The following is a 22,212-nucleotide window of genomic DNA, read 5'->3' on the forward strand; positions in this document are numbered from 1 at the left end:
TCTGGTCCCGGATCATTTTCCACTTTCCAGGAACTTTATCCTGAAAACCGTTTCTCCGTTTCTTTCAAGTTCGATCGTACCCTCCAGCTGTTCTACAAGGGTATTTACGAGCTGCAAACCCAAAGAATCGGTATTTGTGAAGTCAACGTTTTCCGGAAAACCCAACCCGTTATCCGAAATAATCAGTGTGAACTGACTATTTTTGTTAATAGTGCTCCTTGCATCAATATTATTTGTGATGTTACTTATACTTTTATTTCCTGAACTTTCTTTCCTGAAAAGTTTGACGTGGATTTCTCCTTTCCTTCCGGCAGGAAAAGCATGTTTCAGGGCATTGGAGACAAGTTCGTTGACAATGATCCCTAATGGGATTGCCGTGTCCATTCCCAGAAATATCTCCTCTACCTCCAGCTTCAGCTTTACGTCCCCTTTCCTGACCATATACGAGCGAAGAAGGTCTGAAGTCAGTTTCCTGAGATAGGCTGCAAAATCAAGGGTTTCGGTATCTCCTGCCCTGTACAGCTCTTCATGGATAATGGCCATGGACGCCACGCGGTTCTGGCTTTCCCTGAACGCCTCTACCACTTTTTCTTCTCTGAACTGGTCGGACTGCAGTTCAAGGAGGCTGGATATTACCTGGAGGTTGTTCTTGATCCGGTGGTGGATTTCTTTCTTGCGGATTTCCTCTGTCCTGGCCAGGGCTTCTTCTGCTTCCTTTCTTTCAGTGATGTCATAGATTGAGCCCTGCACGAAGAGTGGTTTTCCGGAAGAATCGGAGATGTTCTGGATGAGCTCACAGATCCAGCGCAGTTTTCCATTCTTGTGCCTTATCCTGTATTCTCGTTCTATGAGGGTATTCGGAATAGTTCTCAGTTTCGCTGCATCTTCGTAGATCAGGTGACGGTCTTCGGGAACTGTTAAGCGGGGCCAGGGGATAGTTCCGGAAAGAAGTTCTTCTTCCGTGTACCCGGTGATTTCTTCCAGAGCCCCGTGCATGAAAACCGGACTGAAGTGCATATCGCCCTGGAAAGCAATCCCCTTAAAGTTTCGCATAAATGAACGGTACTTCTCTTCACTTTCCCGTACTTTTTCAAGGGAATGCTTGATTTGTGTAATGTCTTTATTTGTCCCGAGCATTCTGCATATACGTCCGGTTTCATCCTTAAGGAACACTCCCCTGTTTTCCACACAAAGGTAGCCCCCGTCCTTCTTTTTGAGCCTGTATTCTTCACAGTATTTTTCGCCCTTCTCCACGCACTTTTTATATGAATTGATTACTCTTTTGCGGTCCTCCGGGTGAATGAGCTCTTTCCAGTCCTTCAGACTGCTTAATTTTTTGAACTCTTCTTCGCCGCAATCCACGAGCTCTTCGATTGCTCCTTTCCAGCTTATCTTGTCGTCCAAAATATCATAATCGTATACCAGCTGCCCGGTCTGCTCGGCAACAATCCGGAAACGCTCCTCGCTTTTCCGCATTTCTTCAGTTCCCAGTTTTCTTTCAGTGATGTCTTTTATCACTCCAATCATCCGGTATACTCTGCCCTCTTTGTCTTTCAAGTAAGTCCCGCAGTCTTCCACATAAATATAGTCCCCGGACTTCTTTTTGAACCTGTATTCCTGAGAATAGCTCTCCCCTGTCTTGTAAACTTCTCTAAAATACTTGATTGCTTTTTTATAGTCCTCAGGGTGGATATGCTCTTTCCAGAGTTCACCGGTCGTAAGCTTATGGATTTCCTCATGTGTGTAACCGCTAATGTCCTCAATAGCCCCTGCCCATCTTATCTGTTCCGAACCAATGTGGTAATCGTATAACAGCTGGCCTGTCTTCTCTGCTGCTATGCGGAACCTTTCTTCGCTTTCCTGGAGTTTTTCAGCGGCAAGTTTTATTGGCGTGATGTCTTTAATCACTCCTATAGCCTTGCGGATCCTGCCTTCTTCGTCCCGAAGATAAACTCCGCTGTCTTCGACATGGAAATAGCTCCCGTCCTTTCTACAGAACCTGTATTCAACCCTGAAGTGGCTGCTTTTTTCCCGGAATTTCCTGAGTTTTGTTAGGGTTTCTTCCCTATCTTCGGGGTGTACATGCTTTGCCCATATCCTGTTGCTGAATTTCTGGAATTCCTCTCGGCTGTAACCGGTAATTTCGGTGATTGCTCCTTCCCAGGAAAGGACGTTATTTACGTGATCATGTTCAAAAACAATCTGACCTGTCTGCTCGGTAGCGACCCTGAAGCGTTCCTCGCTTTCCACAAGTTTCTTCTGGGAAAGCTTTCTTTCCGTGATGTCCTTTATTACCCCGACAGCTTTGAAGATGCATCTTTTTTCATCTATTAAGTAGACACCCTCATCTTCCGCAAAGAAATAGCTCCCGTCTTTCCTTCTGAACCTGTACTCTTCATGGAACTCTCCCCCTATCTCCCGGGCTTTCTCATGGGATGCCTTTACCTTTTCGAAGTCTTCAGGATGGATTAGCTCCAGCCACCCTTCTTCGGTATGTTTCTGGAATTCTTCCACGCTGTATCCGGTAAGTTTCGTGATAGCTCCCGACCAGTTAATCGAACCTTCCATGTAACTATCGTGATAGAGGAGCAGCCCTGTTCTCTCCGAAATAAGCCGGTACCGCTCTTCACTTTGTTCCAGCTCTTCCCTGGCAAGTTTCTGTTCCGTGATATCTTTCGTTAACCCGAGGATTCTATACATCTGTCCTCTTTCATTCTCAAGAATGACCCCGTTGTTTTCTACGTAAAAATAGCTTCCGTCTTTCCTTCTGAACCTGAATTCCTGTTTGAACCTTCCCCCCCTCTTTAAATACCCCTCTACATTTTTGAGCACGGACTCGCGGTCTTCGGGATGGATGTGTTCTGCCCAGACTTCGGGGGTGAATTTCTGAAATTCCTCAAAACCATATCCTGTAAGCTCCTTAATGGCTCCTGCCCATTCAATGTTTCCGGTTTCTAGGTCAAGGTCGCATACAATCTGCCCTGTCTGTTCAGTTGCCAGCCTGTACCTTTCTTCGTTATTCTCAAGTTTTTCCCTGGCAAGCTTCCTTCTAGTAATGTCTTTCATCACCCCGAGTGCCTTGAAGGGTTTTCCCTCCTCATCGAGCATCCCGATCCCGCAGGATTCCACGTAGAAATAGTCCCCGTCTTTTCTCCTGAACCTGTACTCCTCAACGAACCTTTCCCCCTTCTCGAGGGCTTCAGTGATCCTTTCGACGGCTTGTTTCCTGTCTTCGGGGTGGACGTGTTCTTCCCATTTTTCAGTGTCGAATTTCCGGAATTCTTCCGGAGAATAGCCTGTAAGTTCCTGGATAGCTCCCACCCAGTCGATAACTTCATTTTTAAGGTCATGCTCAAATACAATCTGCCCTGTTTGTTCGGCTGCGATCCGATACTTTTTTTCGCTTTTCTCAAGTTTTTCCCTTGCAAGCCTTCTTTCCGTAATGTCTTTTATTGTGCCGAGCAGCCGGTATACCCGGCCTTTCTCGTCCTTCTGGAAAACGCCGTTGTTTTCCACATAGACGTAGTTTCCATCCTTCCTTTGTATCCGGTAGTCCTGATGGTATTCTTTTCCTTCTTTCAGGGCCTGTTCGTAGTGCCCGTCTGCCCGCTTAATATCTTCAGGATGGATAAGGGATTTCCAGAGCTCAGTGGAAGAAATGCAGGGGTCTTCTGCGCGGTACCCACTTATCTTTTCTATGGCCCCTGTCCAGGAAAGCCTGTCATTCTCAACATCATAGTCATAGACTCCCTGTCCGGTCTGCTCTGCAATGATACGGAACTTTTTTTCACTTTCTTCTATTTTTTGCGTCGAAAGTTTTCTTTCCGTTATATCTTTTATTACGCCGGGAGTCCTGTAGACTTTCCCGTTTTCGTCTTTTAAATAGAAGCCGCTGTCCTCTGCGTAGAAATAGCTCCCATCTTTTCTCCTTAACCTGTACTCTTCATGGAAGTCTTCCCCGGTTTCCAGGCATTTTTTGTAGGCTTCAACAGCCCTTTCGCGGTCTTCCGGATGTAGATGTTCGGCCCATGCCTCGGGAGTGAAGTCCTGGAACTCTTCGTAACCGTACCCTGTAAGTTCTTCAATAGCCCCTGCCCAGGAACTCTGCCCGGTCTTCAAATCATAATCATAAACAAGATGCCCGGTTCTTTCTGCGACTTCCCGGAATTTTTCCTCGCTTTTTCGGAATATTTCTTCCGCTTCCTTACGCTGGGTTATGTCCAGCATCACACCGACAACCCCGCTCACATTTCCGGAACTGTCTTTGTATGCGGCTTTGTGTAAAAGGAAGTCTCTTTTTAAGCCGTCTGCACAGACCACCTTTATCTCATAATACTGGCTCCCCCCTTGCCTGAGAAACTCCTTGTCATGCAGCTGGTAGATTTCCGCAAGTTCTTTAGGGACCCTTTTCCGAAAATCGGTAAAAGATCCTCCTATGACTTTTTCCTTCGGGAGCCCCATAATCTGGCTGGCAAAGGTCTCGTTGCAGTTCAGGTAAATCCCGTTTTTGTCTCTCTGGAAAACAGGGCTTGGAATGTCGTCAAGCAGGGTTTCCAGAAAACTCACGGTGTCCTGGAGGGCTTCTTCCGCGCTCTTGCGCTGGGTTATGTCCAGCATCACCCCTACTATTCCGGCAATTTCCCCTTCCTCGTTCCTGAATGCAGCCCGGTTGACGATGAAGTCCCTTGTTTTTCCGTCCGCGCAGCCGAATTTGAGGTCATTTTCCTGTTTTTTCCCGGTCCTGGCCAGTTCGAGAGCCACTCTATGGCAGTATTCCTTGAGCTCTTCCGTGACGGGTACTTGAAGGGCTGGAAGGGTTTTTCCTATGATTTTTTCCCTGGGAAGCCCGAAAAGCCGGTTTGCAAAGACCTCGTTGCAGCCTATATATACGCCGTTTCGGTCTTTGTAGAAAACAGGATTGGGAATGGTATTGATCAGGGTTTCGAGAAATTGCAGGTTGTTCCGGAGAGTTCTTTCAATTTGCTTGATCCTTGTGATGTCCTGCATCACACTGACCATGCCTGCAACTTCTCCCTTTTCATTGTGGTATGCAGTCCTGCTTGTCAGGAAATCTCTTTTCCTCCCGTCCGCACAAAAAGCTTCGTATTCTTCAAGCTGTGACTCTCCGGTTTTGATAAGTTCGAGTCCTTCCCTGTGGTACTGATCGGAGTTTTCAATTAGTTTCCGGATTTCCTCGGTGGAAAACTTGGGGGAGAAATCGTTAACAAACCTGTCAGCCAGTTCCGGGAGGGTATATCCGAGGATCTCTTCTTTAGGAAGGCCTGTAATCATTTTGCTAAACGTTTCGTTGCAGCCCAGGTAAGCTCCTTTGCTGTCTTTGTAAAAAACAGGGTTGGGTATGGTATTGAGGAGCGTTTCGAGGAATTTTACGTTGTTTCGGATTTTTTTCTCGTTTCTCCTGAGTTCGCTTACGTCCAGCATTACGGCGACCATGGTGGCTGTTCTTCCATTTTCATCCTTAAAAACGGCCCTGTTTACAAGGAAATTCCTTACGGTCCCGTCAGCACACGGAAATTCGGTTTCGTAGCTGTCTTTGCCCCCCCTCTCGAGCAGTTCAAGGTCCTGCCTGTGGATAGCATCCGCAATTTCGGGACTGAGCTTCGGAAATACTTCCTTAATCGTTTTTCCCAGGATCTCTTCTTTCGGGAGCCCTGTAATTTCCCTGGAAAAAAGCTCATTGCATTCCCTGTACTTTCCTTCCATGTCCTTGGCAAGGACCGGGGCAGGAATCGTATTCATCAGGGTTTCCAGAAAAAAAGGACAGTCCTGTGGGGTCTGTTCAGTCTGTTTTTTCCCGGCAATTTCCCCATAGGGCTCCACTTTTGCCTCCGAGGGTTCGAGATTCATTTTCCTCGCCCTTGCCTCGAGCTCCTCATACTTTTTTTTCAGTTCTTCTTCAGCCTGCCTGAAAGGACTTATGTCAAACCCCTGGAGATATACGCAGTTATCCTCCGGCAGGGGACAGAATGTGACGGAATAGGTCTTTTTTTCCGTATTAATTTCAAGTTTTTCAGGGTTTTTTTGAGAAAGTATTCCCTTTATCTTATTGACCATCGCCCGGGGAAGCTTTTCTCCTTCTCCGGCACCCCAGTATTCCGTCAGAGGACCTGCAGCTTTGTTCGCGTAGAGGATTGTCCCCTCTCCATCTACCCTTAGGACAGGATTCGGATTATTTGAAGGAAACTGGTCCATCGTTCTTTTCCCCTCTTCTTTTCCACGATGCCGGTTACCGGCTTCGAAGTCTCTGGAATCCCCCATTTTCTCTCACTTATCTGAGTTTGTCCCTTTATGCTTTTGAAAATGAGTATTTATGGAGCCTCTTAATTTTTGAGCTTCTTAAGTTTTGCTATTTAAAACGTCGATTCAAAAAGTCAGTTAGGCTGTGAACTCCTCTTTTATGAAATCGGTCAGATTTATGGAATGGCTCAGATTTACAAATTTGTAATTGTTTGTTAATTCATCATCTAAAATGATGTACATTTGCCCGTTTGCCCGATACGTCTCAATCATTTAAAAAGTCTGTGATATGTGCCCGGTTTTTAGAAAGTTTTTTTCTTCTCTTCATAACTTTTTTCTAATCTTCAAAACCGATTCTTTCTTTTCAGTTTCTCTCTGATCTTATTCAAAATAGAGTTGCTGGACTCAGTTTCCTTATACAGGGGTCGGTCCCCCTGTACCGTAGGCTGTTATTCCGGGATTTTTCCTCTTCATTTTTCAGGTTCCCTGAACCTGATCGAAAATTCCGTGCCTCTTCCTTTTTTAAGCTCGATCGTACCCCCTATCTGGTCTACAAGGGTGTTCACAAGCTGGAGGCCTAGTGAATCGGTGTTCCTGAAATCAATTTCTTCAGGGAATCCTTCCCCGCTATCTGAAACTATCAGGCTGAGCCCGTTTTGTCCTTTATTTTCAGCGTTGTCCCCGTTTCCATTGTCGCTGTTTTTCGAGTTTTTCCGGCCATTTTCATAGTTTTCTGTCCTCAGGAAACTTATCCGGATTTCTCCCGGTTTTTCCGGGGTAAAGGCATGTTTCAGGGAGTTTGAGACCAGTTCGTTGATGATAATACCCAGGGGGACGGCGGTGTCTATCCCGATGAATATTTCCTCTACTTCAAGTTCAAGCCTGATATTGTCGCTTTTCAGGGTGTAGGAGTTCAGGAGGTCTGCGGTCAGTTTCCGGAGGTATGCTGAAAAGTCAAGGGTCAGCATGTCCTTGTCTTTGCTTCCGTAGAGTTCCTCGTGAATAATAGCCATTGACGCAACACGGTTCTGGCTTTCTCTGAAAGCTTCGAGGACTTCTTCGTCATCAAATTTCTCTGCTTGAAGTTCAAGAAGGCTGGAAATCACCTGGAGGTTGTTCTTTATACGGTGGTGGATTTCCCTCTTCCGGATTTTTCCGGTCTTTTCAAGGGCTTCTTCTGCTGCTTTTCTTTCCGTGATGTCTTTGATTACGCCCAGCATCCTGTAGATTCGGCCGCTTCTGTCCTTCAGGAAAATTCCTCTGTCTTCTGCGTAAAAATAGCTCCCGTCTTTCCTCATGAAGCGGTATTCTTCATGGTACGGAGTGTCGGTTTCGAAGCTGTCATAATGCGCCTTTACAGCCCTTTTTCGGTCTTCCGGGTGGATATGGGAAGCCCAGCCTTCTATGTTGAATTTCTGGAACTCTTCAAAGCTGTATCCCGTAAGTTTTTCAATTGCCCCTGCCCAATCGTCCCGGTCTGCCTGGATGTCATAATCGTATATTATCTGCCCTGTCTGTTCTGCAGCCAGCTGGTACCTCTCTTCACTTTTTTGCAAAATCTCTTCGCCTTTTTTGCGCTCGGTGATGTCCTGCATTATGCCGACAATCCCGGCCCTTTTGCCTGCAGTATCGAAGTAGAGGGCTTTTGTAATGAGGAAGTCCCGAATTTCTCCTTTTTTCGCACACCTGACTTTTGCTTCATAGTACTGGCTTTCGTTTTCTCTGAGCAGTTTCAGGTCGTATTTTTCATATAAATCAGCAAATTCCCGGGGGACTTTATCCTCAAACTCGCGCATGGAGTGCCCGACGATGTTCTCTTTTGGAAGGCCAAGAATCCTGCTGGCAAACAGTTCGTTGCAGCCGAGGTAAATCCCCCTCATGTCCTTGTAAAACACGGGAATCGGAATCGCGTCAAGGAGGGTTTCCTGGAACTGCAGGTTGTCCCGGAGGGCTTTTTCAACCTTTTTAAGTTCGCTTATATCCAGCAGTACCCCTACCAGAATGGCAAAGTTTTCCGTTTCATCCCTGTAAACGGCTCTGCTGACGTGGATCTCTCTTTCCTCCCCGTTCAGGTAGGGGATTACGGTTTCGTAAACTTGTTTGCCTCCTTTCCTCAGGAGTTCCATGTCCAGCTGCTGGTACTCCCTGGCAGTAGCAGGAGATATTATTGTTTCCAGTTCGGTCAGTTTGAAGCCCTTGATCTTTTCTTCCGGCAGCCCGATGATCTGGTCTGCAAAGAGCCTGTTGCAGCCCATGTACTTCCCTTCCCTGTCTTTGTAATATACGGGTGCGGGAATGGTGTCCACCATGGTTTCCATAATCTGGAGGTTGTTCCAGAGGGCTTTTTCCAGCCGGAGGTGCTTTTTTTTCGTTTCTTTTTCCCTCTGCACCCGGGAACTGATGTCAAAACTGTAGATGTTTATGGCTTCCTCCCCTGGCTCATAATAGAAGGTCAGCAGGTACACCCTTCCCCCAACTTTCAACTCAAGTTCTTCATCTTTTTCTCTGCCGCTCACCTTTCTCACAAGACTTTTCAGGGTTTTCGGGAGTTTTCCTCCCACTTCCACATCCCAGCTTTTCAGCAGGGGTGTAGCTGCTCTGTTTGCGTAGAGGACTGTCCCGTCAGTTTTCACCCTGATTACAGGGTTCGGGTTTTTTGCGGGAAATTGTTCTATCCACTTTCCTTCATCGCCGTTCTCTTTCGTCTTTTCAGCGTTTTTTATGCTGGACACGTCCCGGGATTTGTTTTGATTCCTTCGGTTTTATTTGGGTTCAAGGTAGAATCAGTATTTGAAATAATATTCGAATTTTCACTTTTTTAAGGTCTATTTGAATTAAAGCATTTTAATTTTGTGCTTTGAGTTTGTAACTTTATGTTCTATGTCTACCCTATGTACAGGACTATATATTAATATGAAATATCTGAGCTTATGCCAAAATTTACTAAAATGCTTTAAAACGGTAAAAAAAGCTTAAGAATACTTATTTATCCAAAAAATTACATATAATGCTTTTAAATTAGTACTCCTCAAAATGCCGATTAAAAATTTTAATCATAAATACTTAATTTATGTTATATATAAATTTTAAATTGATATTTAATATGATTTTTTATCATAGAATGTATAAAAATATACTTTTTTACTATGTTTGAAACTCCTATTTGCCCCTATTTTACTTATTAAACGATTAATACAACATCTAATTGCTATTATACCTTTATTTAGACATATAATTACTTTAAAAATGTTTAAAACAAATTTTTTCGGCAAATAATTTTTATTAGCCAATATTATTGGAAACTAAGGAATTCTGTGAAAAATGGCATAAGCTCATCTCAACTCAAAATACTTTAACTCAAAATATCCTGAATATCTGCTAGAGTACAAACTAAAAGAAGACTCTTCACCATTTCCTGTAGTAAGACAAGTTTCAATCCAAGAATGCATCTGTTTTTGTGAGGTTACCCAAACAAAAAAGCGAGGAGCCAAAGATTGTATAAATTGTAAAAAACGGTACTTAATGCAAATCTGGTATTCTTTGGGAAAAATGAGAGTTGATTATGGACTCGGCGGGATTTGAACCCGCGGCCTTTACGTTGCGAACGTAACGATCTTCCCCTGATCTACGAGCCCTTTTCCGGAAAAAATGGGAAATGGGAACTGAAAAATTAAATATGTAAAGGACGGTTTTCCCGGGGAATATCCGGTTTTTCCGCACCTTTAGAGACGGCCGAGTTCCAGGATCTGGACGTTCTCTGCGCCGGGGACCTTTGAGAAAGCTTCTTCCACGGCTTCGGTTCCGCCTTCCTGGTCTCCGACAATTATGGTGATGATCAGGGCCTTTAATCCGAAGGCAACGGGTTCCTCTATGATTTCCCCGTATACTTCGACGCCTTCCGGAACTGCGGCTCTGAGCTTCTCTTTCAGCTCGTTAAGGTCGGTTTCAATGGTTTCCGGCATGACCTTCATTTTTGCTGCTACTTCGCCCATATTATTCCTCTCAATTATATTAATCTGATCCGATTGATCTGTCTATTGTGTATATTTGCTTTTTCCATTTTCATGGGTGTATCCGAGGTTTTTGCCTTTTCGGGCTTTTTCCTCGAATCAGGGTCCCTGGAATCCGCATTTCGGACAGGTGTAAACGTTGCCCTGTTGCCTGCAGCTGACACATCTTCCGACTTCGGCTCCGCACTTGGGGCAGGGGAACTTTACGTTGCCCTTTTCTTCCAGGCGGATACCACATGAGGTACAGTATTCAACTTTGTTTGGTGACATTTTATTCTCCATATCGATTTATTAATATAGTGAGCTTGTAACGAATTTCCAGTGAAAGAGCACCAGCCTCATGCACCATGTCCTGCTTTTCCGGCACCTGTGATAGGCCTGTGCATCCTGTGAGTTGAACAGAAACAATGCTTTCTGGATACGGCTTGCTTCTTTTCCACTACTCATATACAATATCCGATTTAAATATTCCCCTTTACCCACGTTCCCAGCACAGGCCTCCCGTACACCGCCAGAAGCACCCTTTCCGGATATTTCCCGTTTACAATCATGCAATCCATTCTGTTTTTCAGGAGGAATTCCGGAAGTGCCCTGTCGGTACAGCTTGTTCCGGTACAGCTCGTCCCGGTTGATGCCAGGGCAGGGGCGGAAATCTCTCTTACAAGTTCCCCTTCCAGGAAAACCCCGTCCACGTCCGTGACCTTTACGAAGCGAGCGCCCGTTTGGTGTGCGACCCATGCCGCAATCGTGTCCGAGGTCACGTCCCAGGAATGGGGCAGAGGGTCTTCGGCTTTCAGGAGTCCGTAGGGGAAGAAGATAGAAACCTCGGAGGGCGGGTTCTTTATTGAGTGTGTGGCCGCAGCCCTGCTTTTGTCGAGAAGGCAGCAGGCGTACTGCTCCATCCCGAGCACCGCCATCCAGTGGGATGCATCTGCCCCAAGCCCGAACGTCCTGTCTGCCTCCCTCACCGCATCCGCAAAGATTCCCCCTCCCGGCACGATAAGTATGCACTCAGGGCATGTATCGGAACTATCTTCTCCAGATCTGCCTCTCACGGAAGCTTCCTTTTCCCGGTTGTTTTCTTCCTTTCCGGAGGCTACCTTTTCAGAGGCTACCTTTTCAGAGGCTACCTTTTCAGAGGCTACCTTTTCAGAGGCTACCTTTCCGAAGGTTTCCTTTTCCTGAGCAAACCCTCCCGGAGCAAACTCTTCAACTAGCCTGTCAATTATTCCGGGGGCTTCCCTGATCAGGCTTCCACCCAGTTTGACGACCACTCTCATATTTACCCGCCTTCTGGCTGCATTGTATATTGCTTTTGTTATTGCTTTTGTTATGGCTCTTACAGACGTATCTTCAAGTTATGCCTTCTCGGAATCAAGCAGGCGAGCGGCTGCGTAAGCTGGAAATACTTTTGAAATTTCCTCGCCCCAGTGCCCTGCAACAGAGACGCATTCAAAGCCGAGCCTCTCTGCGGCTTCCCTTATCATGAATTCCCCTAGCCCCGCGGCTGCAATCCTCCGGACCCCGTTCTTTTCCGCGACTTCAAAAATCGCTTCTGCCAGGAGAGATACCTGTTTTTCCTTTACCTGCCTGGCCATCTCGAGGATGTCTTCTTCCCTGATTTCGGAAAGGTCCGCACAGATCACCCGGGCGAGTCTCCGCATTGCATCGGTCCTGTTCCTGCCCGCTCCGTCCGCGGTCTCACAGGTGAACTGGTCTTCCCTGATTTCCCCGAGCAGGAGGTAGGCGTCTGCAGTGGTTGCGAAGAGTTCGGAGGAGGTCCGGCAGTAGCCTTCTTCAAGTTTTACTTTCTCCAGGAGAGCTGCAAGGTTTGTCCTGAGGGTGCCCGCGTATACGAGCTCGCTCCGGAGCAGCCTTGAAAAGTCCGTGTGCCCTGCCCTGTGTTCTCCTGCAATTATGGGGATGATGTCGCTAGTGGTGCTTCCCACGTCCACGAAAATGCAGTCTCCAAGTTCCTTCCCGATCAGCCGGGCTGAAGCCGCCCAGTTTGCAGCTGCAAGTTCCCGGAGCCCTTCGCTTTCCTGCCGGAACCTTCCTTTGCTGTTGACGTAAGAGCATTTCCCGGGCCCGAATGCGGCGTCTACTGCTTCCATTATGAAGCTGATGCCCTGTTCTTTATCTTCAAAACAGTCCGCAAGCTCCCCTGTCATTACCACGGCAACTTTTTCGGGGCGGAGACGCTCTGCAATCTCCTTTAAAACCCCGGGAAGTTGCGTATTTTTCCAGAGGGGTAGGTAGTGCAGTTCCACAACTGTCCCGTCCGAGGAAGCAAGTTTGGTATTTGCTCCTCCGATATCAAGCCCGATAACCTTTGATTTCATCTTGATCCCTTTTTTTAATTTTGTCCGAAGATTTCTCCGAGCATGTCTTTTGAAAAGCGGTATTCTCCCTCGATGTGTACCGAATCGGGAAGCCCTCCGAATTTGTTCTTCAGGAGCAGGTCCCCTATTTCCTCTTTCATGACCCGTCTGATCCCGAAAAGTGAGGCTGTGGGCCTCGGGTTTACATCTACAACGTAAGGATGGTCCGCAAGCACGATATCCACTCCCACATACCCCGAACAGTTCAGGCAGCTTGCTGCGGAAACTGCGGTTTCGACCAGTTCGGTTTTTCTCGAGGTTTCGTAGGGGGTAAGGCTGCCGTTGTATTTTATGCCGGACTTTGCTCCTTCTTCCTTTTCTTTTCCGGCTTTCCCGGATACGCATTTTTGCGTCCCGAATTCGATGAACTGCCGGTTTACCGTGAGGGGGAGCGGTTTTTCTCCCGCGACAAGGCTTACGCTCAGGTGCATGCCTTCGATGTACTCGCTTGCAATGACCTTCTCCCCAGGCTCGAATTTCCGGACGAGGTAAGTCTCTTCGGCTCCGCAGCCGAATCTCGGCTTTATTACGTACTGCCTCCCTTCCTCCGGTTCTGCCGCAAGCCCCGGAGCTCCTATCCCGGCATTCAGCAGGGATTCCGTGCACCGGAGTTTGTCCGCGCAGCATGCTGCGGATTCCGGGGAACAGCCCAGGTTTGTAGTGTTTTCTTCAAGGAGCCTGTTCAGTTCCGGGAGCATCTCGTCCGGGGCGATCAACAGCCCTGCATCGCACTCTCCTGCCTTTTTCTCAATAACCTGAAGGAAGTTTTCAGCCGTGGACTCGATAGCTGTGCCTGCGCAGATCCTGGTGCTGGCAGTCGGGTAGTACACTTCGTGCCCCAAACGGGCAAAGCTTTCCGAAAGGGTCTTGAGCATTGCTGCCCCCTCCGGGATCAGGGACTTCTCGACGTCCGTACCGACGGCAAATTCTGCGATCAGGATTTTCATCGGAAAGGAAAAACCCGGTCATTTTATATTACTGTTTGTTCTGTTCCATTGCTTGCCTCCCTACCTCGGGATCGAACCGCCGGGAAGGTAAAAAAGACCTGGGTTGTTGAGAAAGTAAGAAGACCGGGGTTGTAGGGAACTTTTTGAAAATTTGGAAAATTTTGGATTTCCGGGAAGGTTCAGAAGATATAATAAGGAGATAAGCTAAAAATGAAAGTGAGCTCTTAATTGGCTGGATGTGAGTAAAAAATGGTGAGCCGTAAGTAAACCTTTTATATAATTTATATAGTTTATATTCAGGAAGCTATACTTTATAAAACTTCAAAGGGTGCCTGGTAATATAAGTAGCAAAAATTCTGATTCTCCCTCGGTATTCGAGAACCCTTTTGTCAAGACTCTCTCTGTCTCGGTCCTTATGGGGATCTTTCTGGTTGACATGGGGCTCGGGCTTTTTGAGATTTTTTTAACTAAGGCAAGTCCCCTGCCTCTCGCACTCGTACTTCTGATCTTTGCGATAATGTTTATTGCCGGTATGGTCTTTTATGAACGGCACGGGATGGACCCCATAGGGTCTCTGATAGGGGGTGGAATTGCGGGTTTCGGGCTTTCTTTCGTGCTCGTATCTCTTGTCGGGGGCGTACAGTTTGCCCTTGGAGGAGGAATTTCATCTCTGGGATGGGAACAGGTAACTTCGGCAGTTGCCGCTTCAATGGTCGCAAGTGTGGTAATGCTTAAAATACTCTCTTACAAACTTGAGGACCGCTTTTACTGATTTTTCTTTTTTCTTATTTTTTCCTGATGAAACGCTTTTTTTCATACGTAAACTATTTATAGAATTACAAACAATCACAGATCATGACGAGCGAAACCGTTAACATTTTTTAATGGGGATACTGCAAATGAAAAAACCTGGTAAAAAAGAAAATAAGGGCTCCGGAAAGGAAGAATCCCGGCTGGATTCTGAGAGTTCCGGGGCAACAGAGCAAAGTCCAGGAGATGAATCTGAAGCCTCCGGGGCTGAAATAAGTGCTTATGCCGCCTGCAGGGAAGAAAATTATATGCTCAGGGACCAGCTTTCCCGCCTTGCAGCTGACTTTGATAATTTCAGGAAGCGGAGCGCCCGTCAGATGGAGGAATACCGGAAAACCGTGCTTGAGAAAGTTTTGCTTGACTTCCTCGAGGTTTCTGATAACTTCGAACGGGCCCTGAAGTCCTCCGGATCTACGGAGGATATGGCTTCGGTTATAAACGGGCTTGAGCAGCTTTCCAGGCAGTTTGACTCGGTTCTGGAAAAGCACGGGCTTGAAAAAATCGAGTGTGAAAAAGCCGTAGAATTTGACCCTTACAAGCACGAAGCCGTGCAGCATGTGGAGACTTTAGAAATTCCCGACAACACGGTATTCCAGGTCTACAAGTCCGGGTATGCTCTGGACTCAAAGGTTATCAGGCCTGCCATGGTCTCTGTGGCCCGGAACCCCGGTGATAAAGAGCCCAAAGAAGAATAAGCACTCTTACGGGTCATAAGTACCTCTATTGATTAATATTACCTCGGTGGGTTACTTATAATTTCTACAGGTCAATAAGCCTCTTCAGGAGGCATTATAACTCTCCCGAGGACAAGTTCAAAAGCCTATTGTCCGGGTTTTGCCTAATCCCTGGCCAAAAAGCTGAATGGGTCAAAAAGCTGAATCAGGCTCTTTATCCCCCTAAGCTGGGCTTCACATATATACGAAGCATAATACTAAGAATAAAATGCTTAGATTTACAGTTCAATTTTACAAATTCAGATTAAACCAATACACATTAAAGACATCTTTAAGTTAGCTAATTTATGGTGATATAATATGGCGAAAATACTGGGCATAGACCTTGGTACAACCAACTCCTGTATGGCTGTGATGGAAGGCGGAGAAGCTGTTGTAATTCCCAACGCAGAAGGCGGTAGGACCACACCTTCGGTAGTCGGTTTTTCAAAGAAAGGGGAAAAGCTTGTAGGTCAGGTTGCAAAACGGCAGGCCGTTTCAAATCCCGACAACACGGTCAGCTCCATCAAAAGGCACATGGGAGATGCAAACCACATGGTGTCCCTTCATGGAAAGGAATACTCTCCGCAGGAAATTTCCGCAATGATCCTTCAGAAGCTCAGGAACGATGCCGAAGCTTACCTCGGGGAAGATATCAAGCAGGCTGTAATTACCGTTCCCGCTTATTTCAACGATGCCCAGAGGCAGGCCACAAAGGATGCAGGGCAGATTGCGGGTCTCGAAGTCTTAAGGATCATCAACGAACCTACGGCAGCTTCTCTCGCCTACGGGCTTGACAAAGGGGATGTGGACCAGAAAATCCTTGTCTACGACCTGGGCGGGGGAACCTTTGATGTTTCCATCCTTGAACTTGGGGGCGGGGTCTTCGAAGTCAAGTCAACCAGCGGAGACACCCGCCTTGGTGGAGATGACTTCGACCAGAGGATCATAAATTACCTGCTCACAGAGTTCAAGAAGACCGAAGGAATCGACCTCTCCAAAGATAAGGCCGTGCTCCAGCGCTTAAAGGACGCTGCAGAGAAGGCCAAGATAGAACTCTCCGGGGTTGCCAGCACCAATGTGAACCTTCCCTTCCTGACCGTAGGGCCGGACGGCGATCCCAAGCACCTGGACGTTGACCTGACAAGGGCACAGTTCCAGAAGATGACTGAAGACCTCCTGGAAAAGACTCTCGTGTCCATGCGTCAGGCCCTCAGTGATTCCAAATCTACTCCCAGCGACATTGAAAAGGTAATCCTCATCGGAGGGGCAACCAGAATGCCTGCTGTCGTCGAACTTGTAGAAAACTTCACTGGAAAGAAGCCTTACAAGAACATCAACCCTGACGAAGCCGTTGCCGTCGGAGCAGCTATTCAGGCAGGAGTGCTTGGCGGGGAGGTCAAGGATGTCCTTCTGCTCGACGTAAGTCCCCTTACCCTCGGTATCGAAACTCTCGGGGGTATTTCCACTCCGCTTATCGAGAGAAACACCACAATCCCAACAAAGAAGAGTCAGATTTTCTCAACTGCTGCTGACAGCCAGCCCTCTGTAGAAATCCACGTCCTGCAGGGAGAACGTGGGATTGCTGCCGAAAACAAGACTCTTGGCCGCTTTATTCTGGACGGTATACCCCCTGCTCCGAGAGGCATGCCCCAGATCGAAGTTACCTTTGACATTGATGCAAATGGGATCTTGCATGTGAATGCAAAGGACCTCGGGACTGGAAAAGAACAGTCCATCTCCATCAAGAAACCGGGCGGACTCTCCGATGAAGAGATCGACCGCATGGTCAGGGATGCGGAACTGCACGCCGAAGAGGATAAAAAGAGAAAAGAAGATGTCGAAACCCGTAACAATGCCGAAAGCCTGATCAACGCTTCGGAAAAGACCCTCAAAGAAGCCGAAGATATGGCGACGGAAGAGCAGAAGACAAAGATCAACGCTGCAATTGAGGACCTTAAGAAAGCCCTTGAAGGCGAAGATATGGAGGACATAAAGGCAAAGACCGAAGCCCTCCAGGAAGCCGTTTATGAGGTCTCCGCACTGCTCTACCAGAAGGCTCAGGAAGCGGCAGCTGCACAGGCGCAGGAAGCAGGCGAAGCAGGTCCTTCAGACGCGAAAGGTCCGGAGGACACGGTTGTTGACGCTGACTATGAAGTTGTCGACGACGAGAAGAAAGCGTAAAGGGTAAATAAAAACGAATTACAGTAATTAAAACAAACTTTGATAGTATCAGGCCGGACCGGTAAGCTGCAGCCCCCGGTTCCGGCATTCTTTATCTTTTTTAACATAACAGGGAATCTTGATGGCCACTAAACGTGATTATTACGAAATTCTCGGAGTCTCGAAAGACGCCTCAGCGGATGAAATTAAGAAAATCTATCGGAAGCTTGCCCTGCAGTATCATCCTGACAGGAATAAGGACGCAGGGGCTGAGGAAAAATTCAAGGAAATCTCCGAAGCGTATGCCGTTCTTTCCGACTCTGAAAAGCGTTCTCAGTACGACCGCTTCGGGCATGCCGGAATTGATGGGCAGTACTCGGCAGAGGACATCTTCCGGGGTGCGGACTTCGGAGGCTTCGGGGATATTTTCGAGATGTTCTTTGGCGGAGGCAGGCGGGGACCCAGGGGTCCCAGGAGAGGTTCTGATCTCCAGTACGACCTCTACGTAACTTTTGAAGAGGCCGCTTTCGGGGTCCGGAAGGATATCGATATCCCCCGGACTGAAAACTGTTCCGTCTGTTCCGGGACCGGAGCCAAGGAAGGTACGAGCCCAAAACGCTGTCCCACCTGTGGGGGCACCGGGCAGGTACGCACCACCCATTCGACTTTCGGTATGCAGTTCGTAAGCACCACGGCCTGCAGCACCTGCCACGGTAGGGGCCAGATCATTGAGTTTCCCTGTCCCGAGTGCGGTGGCTCCGGAAGGGTCAGGAAACGGAGAAAGCTTACTGTAAATGTTCCTGCAGGGGCTGATTCGGGCCTTGGCCTTCGCCTTAGCGGGGAAGGGGAAGCAGGAGAGCCGGGGGCGCCAACCGGAGACCTCTATGTCGTTATTCATGTGATGGAGCACAGGTACTTCAAACGGGTGGATTACGATGTCATATCCGAACTTTCCATCTCTTTCCCGCAGGCTGCCCTGGGGGCTGACGTAATGGTTGAAACCCTGCACGGAAAGGTAAAGATGAACATCCCTGCGGGGACTCAAACCCACTCTGTTTTCCGGCTCAAGGGTAAGGGCATCCAGCACCTGCACGGGCATGGGAAAGGAGACCAGCTTGTCAGGGTTGTTATCAAGACGCCTACAAAGCTGAGCAAAGAGCAAAAAGAGTTGCTCGAGCAGTTTGAATACCTTGGGAAGGGTAAGAAACCAGCAGATGCCAGGAGTAAAAGCGAAAAGGGCGAGACAGGAAAGGAAAAGAAGAGCAAAGGTATTTTTGAAAAAGTAAAGGATGCCCTTGAAGGCTGAAAGCCGGAAATTATTTTCCCCGCCACTTCCTTTTTCCTTAACTTTTTCTTTTTCCTTAACTTTTTCTTTTTCCTTAACTTTTTCTTTTTTCCCGAACTTCCTTTTTTCCTTAACTTTTTCTTTTTTCCAGAATCTTCCTTTTTCCGGATTTTTTGATCTCTTCTACTATTAACACTTTTTTTATTGACTTACTTACCCATTTACTTACTCTCTTATACTTACTCACTTTTTTGTCCCCCCGCATACCTTCCTCCGGATACATCATGTCTAATTTTTTTAATTAGATATTTTTAAAAATCTTTATATATATTTATATATTTTCTAGTATACGTGGCTTACAGAAAGGTTGCATGGAAGTAATTTATGTGAAATTCCGGGTCATTTTCCCCGAATTTCCAAAGGTTACTTAAATAAGTAGATTTATTTATCAGAAAACAGTCCTTTTTTCGAAGGAAAATCGTATGAAAGCGGTAATAATCGGCGCAGGTGAAGTTGGTTATCATATTGCAAAGGCTCTTTCCCTCACAAACGACGTAATCGTAATCGAAAAAGACGAAGATGCCCTGAAAAGGGCAGATGGACTTGACGTGCAGGTTGTGGAAGGAAACGGTGCGAATGCCGACGTTCTTGCTAATGTGCTTCCGGACGCAGACATTCTGGTTGCTGTTACGGGGGTCGATGAAGTAAACATTGTAGCCTGCATGACAGCCAAACTGATTATCAGGGCCAGGCCCGGGTGGAGGGAATCAAAGACCATCGCCAGGGTTAGCAACCCCGATTACATTGATATGCCAGTGACCTCCAGGGCCCAGGTAGGGGTTGATCTTATGATCTGTCCCGAACTTGCCCTTGCTTCCGAGGTTGCAGAGGTACTGGCAAGTCCTTCAGCTATCGATGCTGAAATGTTCGCGGAGGGAAAAGTCCAGATGATGGAGTTCGCCATAAGACCTGAAAACAGGCTTGTTGGCAAGCAGATGCAGGATCTCAGGCTTGCAGACTGCTGCATCGTTAGCGCAGTCTTTCGGGACAATGAGATTATTATCCCTCACGGGAACGATATCATCAAGGCAAACGACCATATGGTGATCATAGGCAAGCCACAGGCCATGGAATCCCTCGGCAGTGTTTTTGGAGGTGAGGTCACTCACAGGAATAGAATTCTTGTTATTGGCTGTGGGATTGTTGGCTTCTATCTATGCAAAATACTTGATAGAGATGAGAATTCGGACCTCAAGATCATTGAGAACCGGAAAAGTCGCTGCATCGAAGTTGCGGAGATGCTGGAAAAGGCCCTGGTCCTGAACGGGGACGGTACGGATGTCGGTCTCCTCAGGGAAGAAAATATCGAGGACATGGACGTTGTCGTTGCGGTTACGGACAGCGATGAGAAAAACCTTCTCTGCTCCCTCCTTGCAAAACAGCTCGGGGCGAAGAAAGTGATTGCCAGGTCTGACCGCTCGGACTATGTGCCCCTTTTTGAGATGGTGGGCATCGACATGGCGGTGAGCCCCAGAGAGGCAACCGTAAATGAAGTCCTGAAACTTACTATGGGTAGGGGTATCGAGACCCTTGCTACCCTTGAAGGGGAAAAAGCGGAAATTATTGAGTATACCACTTCAAGGGACTCAAAGATTGTAGGAAAAGCCCTCAACAAGGTTAAGTTCCCCAAGGGCGCGATCATCACCATGGTGGTCCATAATGATGATATCGTTGTCCCTAGAGGGGATTTTGTGGTCAGGGAAGGTGATAGGGTGATTATCTTTGCTCTATCTTCCACGGTTCAGCTTGTGGAGAAATTTTTCAGGTAAGAAAAATTTTTCAGGGAAGGGATGGATATGCATAGTTATAGAAGCATGGGATGCTGTAAAAACAGAGGATCCGCATGAATTTTAAGATTGTTTTTTATGTTCTTGGCGGTTTGCTCCGGCTCCTGGGGATACTTATGATCATCCCGCTGGCTGTTGCATATTATTATGATGAATCTCTGGTCCCTTTCCTGATTGCAATTTTGATAACGGCCGTTACCGGGCTTTTCCTGCTTACTTACAAAACAGAGGGGGAATGGCTGCGAAAGGAAGGTTTTGCGATCGTTGGCCTGGGCTGGCTTGCAGCTGCTATATTCGGGGCGATCCCCTTCGTCCTGGATGGGATTTCTCCCTTAAACGCCCTTTTCGAGTCCATGTCGGCGTTTACGACTACAGGTTCTACCATCCTCGTGGATATTGAAAGCCATTCCAGGAGCATCCTCTTCTGGAGGTCCATGATGCAGTGGCTTGGCGGCATGGGCATCATCGTTTTGTTTATTGCTATTCTGCCCAAACTCGGGGTTGCCGGAAGGCAGCTTTTCCGTGCTGAGGCTCCGGGCCCCACCGAGGATAAGCTCAAGCCCCGGATCCGGGAAACAGCAAAGATCCTCTGGATGGTCTATATGGTAATTTCGGTCCTGGAGGTCGTTGCCCTCCTCCTGGCCGGAATGTCCCTCTATGACTCTGTAACCCATACTTTCACCACCATGGCCTGCGGAGGCTTTTCTCCCTACGGGACAAGTATCGAGGCTTTCAACAGCCCCCTCGTGGAGTTCATAATCACCTTTTTTATGTTCGTTGCAGGCGCTAACTTTGCCCTCCACTACAGGGCTATTTACGTGGACAAGAACTTCCTTTTCAAAGACGACGAGTTCCGTTTTTATACTGCTCTCACCCTTGGGGCAACCGGGCTTTTGACCCTCTTGCTCTGGCGGGACCTTGGGACAGGCCTTGTTGATTCCTTCAGGTTTGCCATCTTCCAGGTGGTATCCATCATGACCACCACAGGGTTTGCCACAACGGACTTCAATCTCTGGCCCGAATCCGGGAAAATGATCCTCCTTATGGTCATGTTCGTAGGCGGTTGTGCAGGTTCTACAGGTGGAGGCATCAAGGTCGTGCGCATCCTAATGCTGCTCAGGCACGGGCGTGCGGAACTCTTCAAGACAATGCACCCTCGGGCTGTCCGGGGCATCAAGTTCAACAACAAAACCGTGCCTGAAGAAGTTGTAAACTCCATCGTCTCGTTTGTTGTGATCTATCTCCTGGTCTTCTTTTCGGGAGCCCTCATCCTTTCGGTGCTAGGCATGGACATAATGACCTCGGTAACGGCTTCCATCGCAACTCTGGGAAACATCGGCCCCGGCTTGAGTATAGTGGGCCCCATGGGCACCTTTGACTCCATCCCCGCTGTCGGGAAGCTGGTCCTTATCGCAAACATGTGGATCGGAAGGCTTGAAGTTTACACCGTCATCCTGCTCTTTACGCCGGAGTTCTGGAACAAGTGAAGCAGGGAACAGGCGGATTTCCCTTAAATGTCTTTTTTCATACCCTAAAGCAAAACCCCGGGGTTCCCTCATTAACCGATTGGGGGATTATTCCGAAACAGCCCGAGTGGAGTCTAACTTCCTTATTCTATGTGCTGCCTGCGCGGAAAGCCCTTGAAATTCCACCTTGAATGAAAAAGCACTGAAGAGATCCCGGAGTCCTGCCAAAAATAGCATCCACATTAATAGTGAAAAAAGCGGTTAAGTTCCGAAAAATTGTAAAATGGAAAAGATGCCGAAAAATAGTAAAATGGAAATAAATGCCGGGAAAT

The 22,212-nt window shown here is 47.5% G+C and carries 14 protein-coding genes and 1 tRNA gene; 7 read left to right on the forward strand and 8 right to left on the reverse strand.

Features of this window, described 5'->3' with window-relative positions:
• Positions 1 to 12: 12 nt before the first annotated feature.
• The 6 genes from MSMTP_RS18975 to MSMTP_RS20340 all read right to left on the reverse strand — a co-directional run bounded on the left by MSMTP_RS18975 (position 13) and on the right by MSMTP_RS20340 (position 11,185).
• The gene (locus MSMTP_RS18975; RefSeq protein WP_048178095.1) at positions 13 to 6,279 is read right to left on the reverse strand and encodes a PAS domain-containing protein; all 6,267 of its coding nucleotides are present in this window, start codon (positions 6,277 to 6,279) and stop codon (positions 13 to 15) included.
• A 449-nt stretch (positions 6,280 to 6,728) separates the two neighbouring features.
• Positions 6,729 to 8,990 carry a PAS domain S-box protein gene (locus MSMTP_RS17865; RefSeq protein WP_052718285.1) on the reverse strand — a complete coding sequence of 754 codons (2,262 nt, stop codon included), beginning with the start codon at positions 8,988 to 8,990 and terminating at the stop codon, positions 6,729 to 6,731.
• Positions 8,991 to 9,821: 831 nt separating this feature from the next.
• Positions 9,822 to 9,893 (reverse strand) — tRNA-Ala (locus MSMTP_RS05075).
• Positions 9,894 to 9,980: 87 nt separating this feature from the next.
• Positions 9,981 to 10,250: an elongation factor 1-beta gene (locus MSMTP_RS05080; RefSeq protein WP_048178096.1), complete on the reverse strand. Its 270-nt coding sequence runs from the start codon at positions 10,248 to 10,250 to the stop codon at positions 9,981 to 9,983.
• 117 nt (positions 10,251 to 10,367) lie between these two features.
• Positions 10,368 to 10,550 (reverse strand): HVO_2753 family zinc finger protein, encoded by a 183-nt coding sequence (locus tag MSMTP_RS18395; protein WP_369799615.1) that lies wholly within the window; start codon positions 10,548 to 10,550, stop codon positions 10,368 to 10,370.
• Positions 10,551 to 10,729: 179 nt separating this feature from the next.
• Entirely contained in the window at positions 10,730 to 11,185 is a 456-nt protein-coding gene (locus tag MSMTP_RS20340) for an amino acid kinase (protein WP_369799627.1), read from the reverse strand.
• A gap of 88 nt (positions 11,186 to 11,273) precedes the next feature.
• On the opposite strand from MSMTP_RS20340, the gene MSMTP_RS20345 reads away from it, so the two are divergent.
• Positions 11,274 to 11,453: a pentapeptide repeat-containing protein gene (locus MSMTP_RS20345; RefSeq protein ID WP_369799616.1), complete on the forward strand. Its 180-nt coding sequence runs from the start codon at positions 11,274 to 11,276 to the stop codon at positions 11,451 to 11,453.
• Positions 11,454 to 11,626: 173 nt separating this feature from the next.
• Here MSMTP_RS20345 and MSMTP_RS05095 read toward each other — a convergent pair whose 3' ends face one another.
• Positions 11,627 to 12,610, reverse strand: a complete 984-nt coding sequence (locus tag MSMTP_RS05095) for a hydantoinase/oxoprolinase family protein (protein ID WP_048178099.1) — start codon at positions 12,608 to 12,610, stop codon at positions 11,627 to 11,629.
• A 14-nt stretch (positions 12,611 to 12,624) separates the two neighbouring features.
• Positions 12,625 to 13,596, reverse strand: a complete 972-nt coding sequence (locus MSMTP_RS05100; protein ID WP_048178100.1) for an ATP-grasp domain-containing protein — start codon at positions 13,594 to 13,596, stop codon at positions 12,625 to 12,627.
• 328 nt (positions 13,597 to 13,924) lie between these two features.
• Between MSMTP_RS05100 and MSMTP_RS05105 the strand changes: the two genes are divergently transcribed.
• From MSMTP_RS05105 to MSMTP_RS05130, 6 genes are all read left to right on the forward strand, one after another.
• Positions 13,925 to 14,368, forward strand: a complete 444-nt coding sequence (locus MSMTP_RS05105; protein WP_231582923.1) for a heat-shock protein — start codon at positions 13,925 to 13,927, stop codon at positions 14,366 to 14,368.
• Positions 14,369 to 14,495: 127 nt separating this feature from the next.
• Positions 14,496 to 15,101: a nucleotide exchange factor GrpE gene (gene grpE, locus MSMTP_RS05110; RefSeq protein WP_048178102.1), complete on the forward strand. Its 606-nt coding sequence runs from the start codon at positions 14,496 to 14,498 to the stop codon at positions 15,099 to 15,101.
• A gap of 339 nt (positions 15,102 to 15,440) precedes the next feature.
• Entirely contained in the window at positions 15,441 to 17,303 is a 1,863-nt protein-coding gene (gene dnaK / locus MSMTP_RS05115; protein ID WP_048178103.1) for a molecular chaperone DnaK, read from the forward strand.
• Positions 17,304 to 17,424: 121 nt separating this feature from the next.
• On the forward strand, positions 17,425 to 18,588 hold the full coding sequence (gene dnaJ / locus MSMTP_RS05120) for a molecular chaperone DnaJ (protein ID WP_048178104.1): 1,164 nt from the start codon (positions 17,425 to 17,427) through the stop codon (positions 18,586 to 18,588).
• A gap of 461 nt (positions 18,589 to 19,049) precedes the next feature.
• Positions 19,050 to 20,396, forward strand: coding sequence for a Trk system potassium transporter TrkA (gene trkA, locus MSMTP_RS05125; protein ID WP_048178105.1), 1,347 nt, complete (start codon positions 19,050 to 19,052; stop codon positions 20,394 to 20,396).
• A 74-nt stretch (positions 20,397 to 20,470) separates the two neighbouring features.
• Positions 20,471 to 21,901 carry a TrkH family potassium uptake protein gene (locus MSMTP_RS05130; RefSeq protein WP_048178106.1) on the forward strand — a complete coding sequence of 477 codons (1,431 nt, stop codon included), beginning with the start codon at positions 20,471 to 20,473 and terminating at the stop codon, positions 21,899 to 21,901.
• The last annotated feature ends 311 nt before the right edge of the window (positions 21,902 to 22,212 follow it).

Source organism: Methanosarcina sp. MTP4 (genome assembly GCF_000970045.1).
In the GTDB taxonomy this organism is placed as follows: Archaea; Halobacteriota; Methanosarcinia; order Methanosarcinales; family Methanosarcinaceae; genus MTP4.

Excerpts from the sequence above, each read along its gene's own strand:
- MSMTP_RS18975 (WP_048178095.1), bottom strand. The coding sequence starts at position 6,279 with ATGGGGGATTCCAGAGACTTCGAAGCCGGTAACCGGCATCGTGGAAAA.
- MSMTP_RS05080 (WP_048178096.1), bottom strand. The coding sequence starts at position 10,250 with ATGGGCGAAGTAGCAGCAAAAATGAAGGTCATGCCGGAAACCATTGAA.
- MSMTP_RS18395 (WP_369799615.1), bottom strand. The coding sequence starts at position 10,550 with ATGGAGAATAAAATGTCACCAAACAAAGTTGAATACTGTACCTCATGT.
- MSMTP_RS20340 (WP_369799627.1), bottom strand. The coding sequence starts at position 11,185 with ATGGCGGTGCTCGGGATGGAGCAGTACGCCTGCTGCCTTCTCGACAAA.
- MSMTP_RS20345 (WP_369799616.1), top strand. The coding sequence starts at position 11,274 with ATGCACTCAGGGCATGTATCGGAACTATCTTCTCCAGATCTGCCTCTC.
- MSMTP_RS05095 (WP_048178099.1), bottom strand. The coding sequence starts at position 12,610 with ATGAAATCAAAGGTTATCGGGCTTGATATCGGAGGAGCAAATACCAAA.
- MSMTP_RS05100 (WP_048178100.1), bottom strand. The coding sequence starts at position 13,596 with ATGAAAATCCTGATCGCAGAATTTGCCGTCGGTACGGACGTCGAGAAG.
- grpE (WP_048178102.1), top strand. The coding sequence starts at position 14,496 with ATGAAAAAACCTGGTAAAAAAGAAAATAAGGGCTCCGGAAAGGAAGAA.
- dnaK (WP_048178103.1), top strand. The coding sequence starts at position 15,441 with ATGGCGAAAATACTGGGCATAGACCTTGGTACAACCAACTCCTGTATG.
- dnaJ (WP_048178104.1), top strand. The coding sequence starts at position 17,425 with ATGGCCACTAAACGTGATTATTACGAAATTCTCGGAGTCTCGAAAGAC.
- trkA (WP_048178105.1), top strand. The coding sequence starts at position 19,050 with ATGAAAGCGGTAATAATCGGCGCAGGTGAAGTTGGTTATCATATTGCA.
- MSMTP_RS05130 (WP_048178106.1), top strand. The coding sequence starts at position 20,471 with ATGAATTTTAAGATTGTTTTTTATGTTCTTGGCGGTTTGCTCCGGCTC.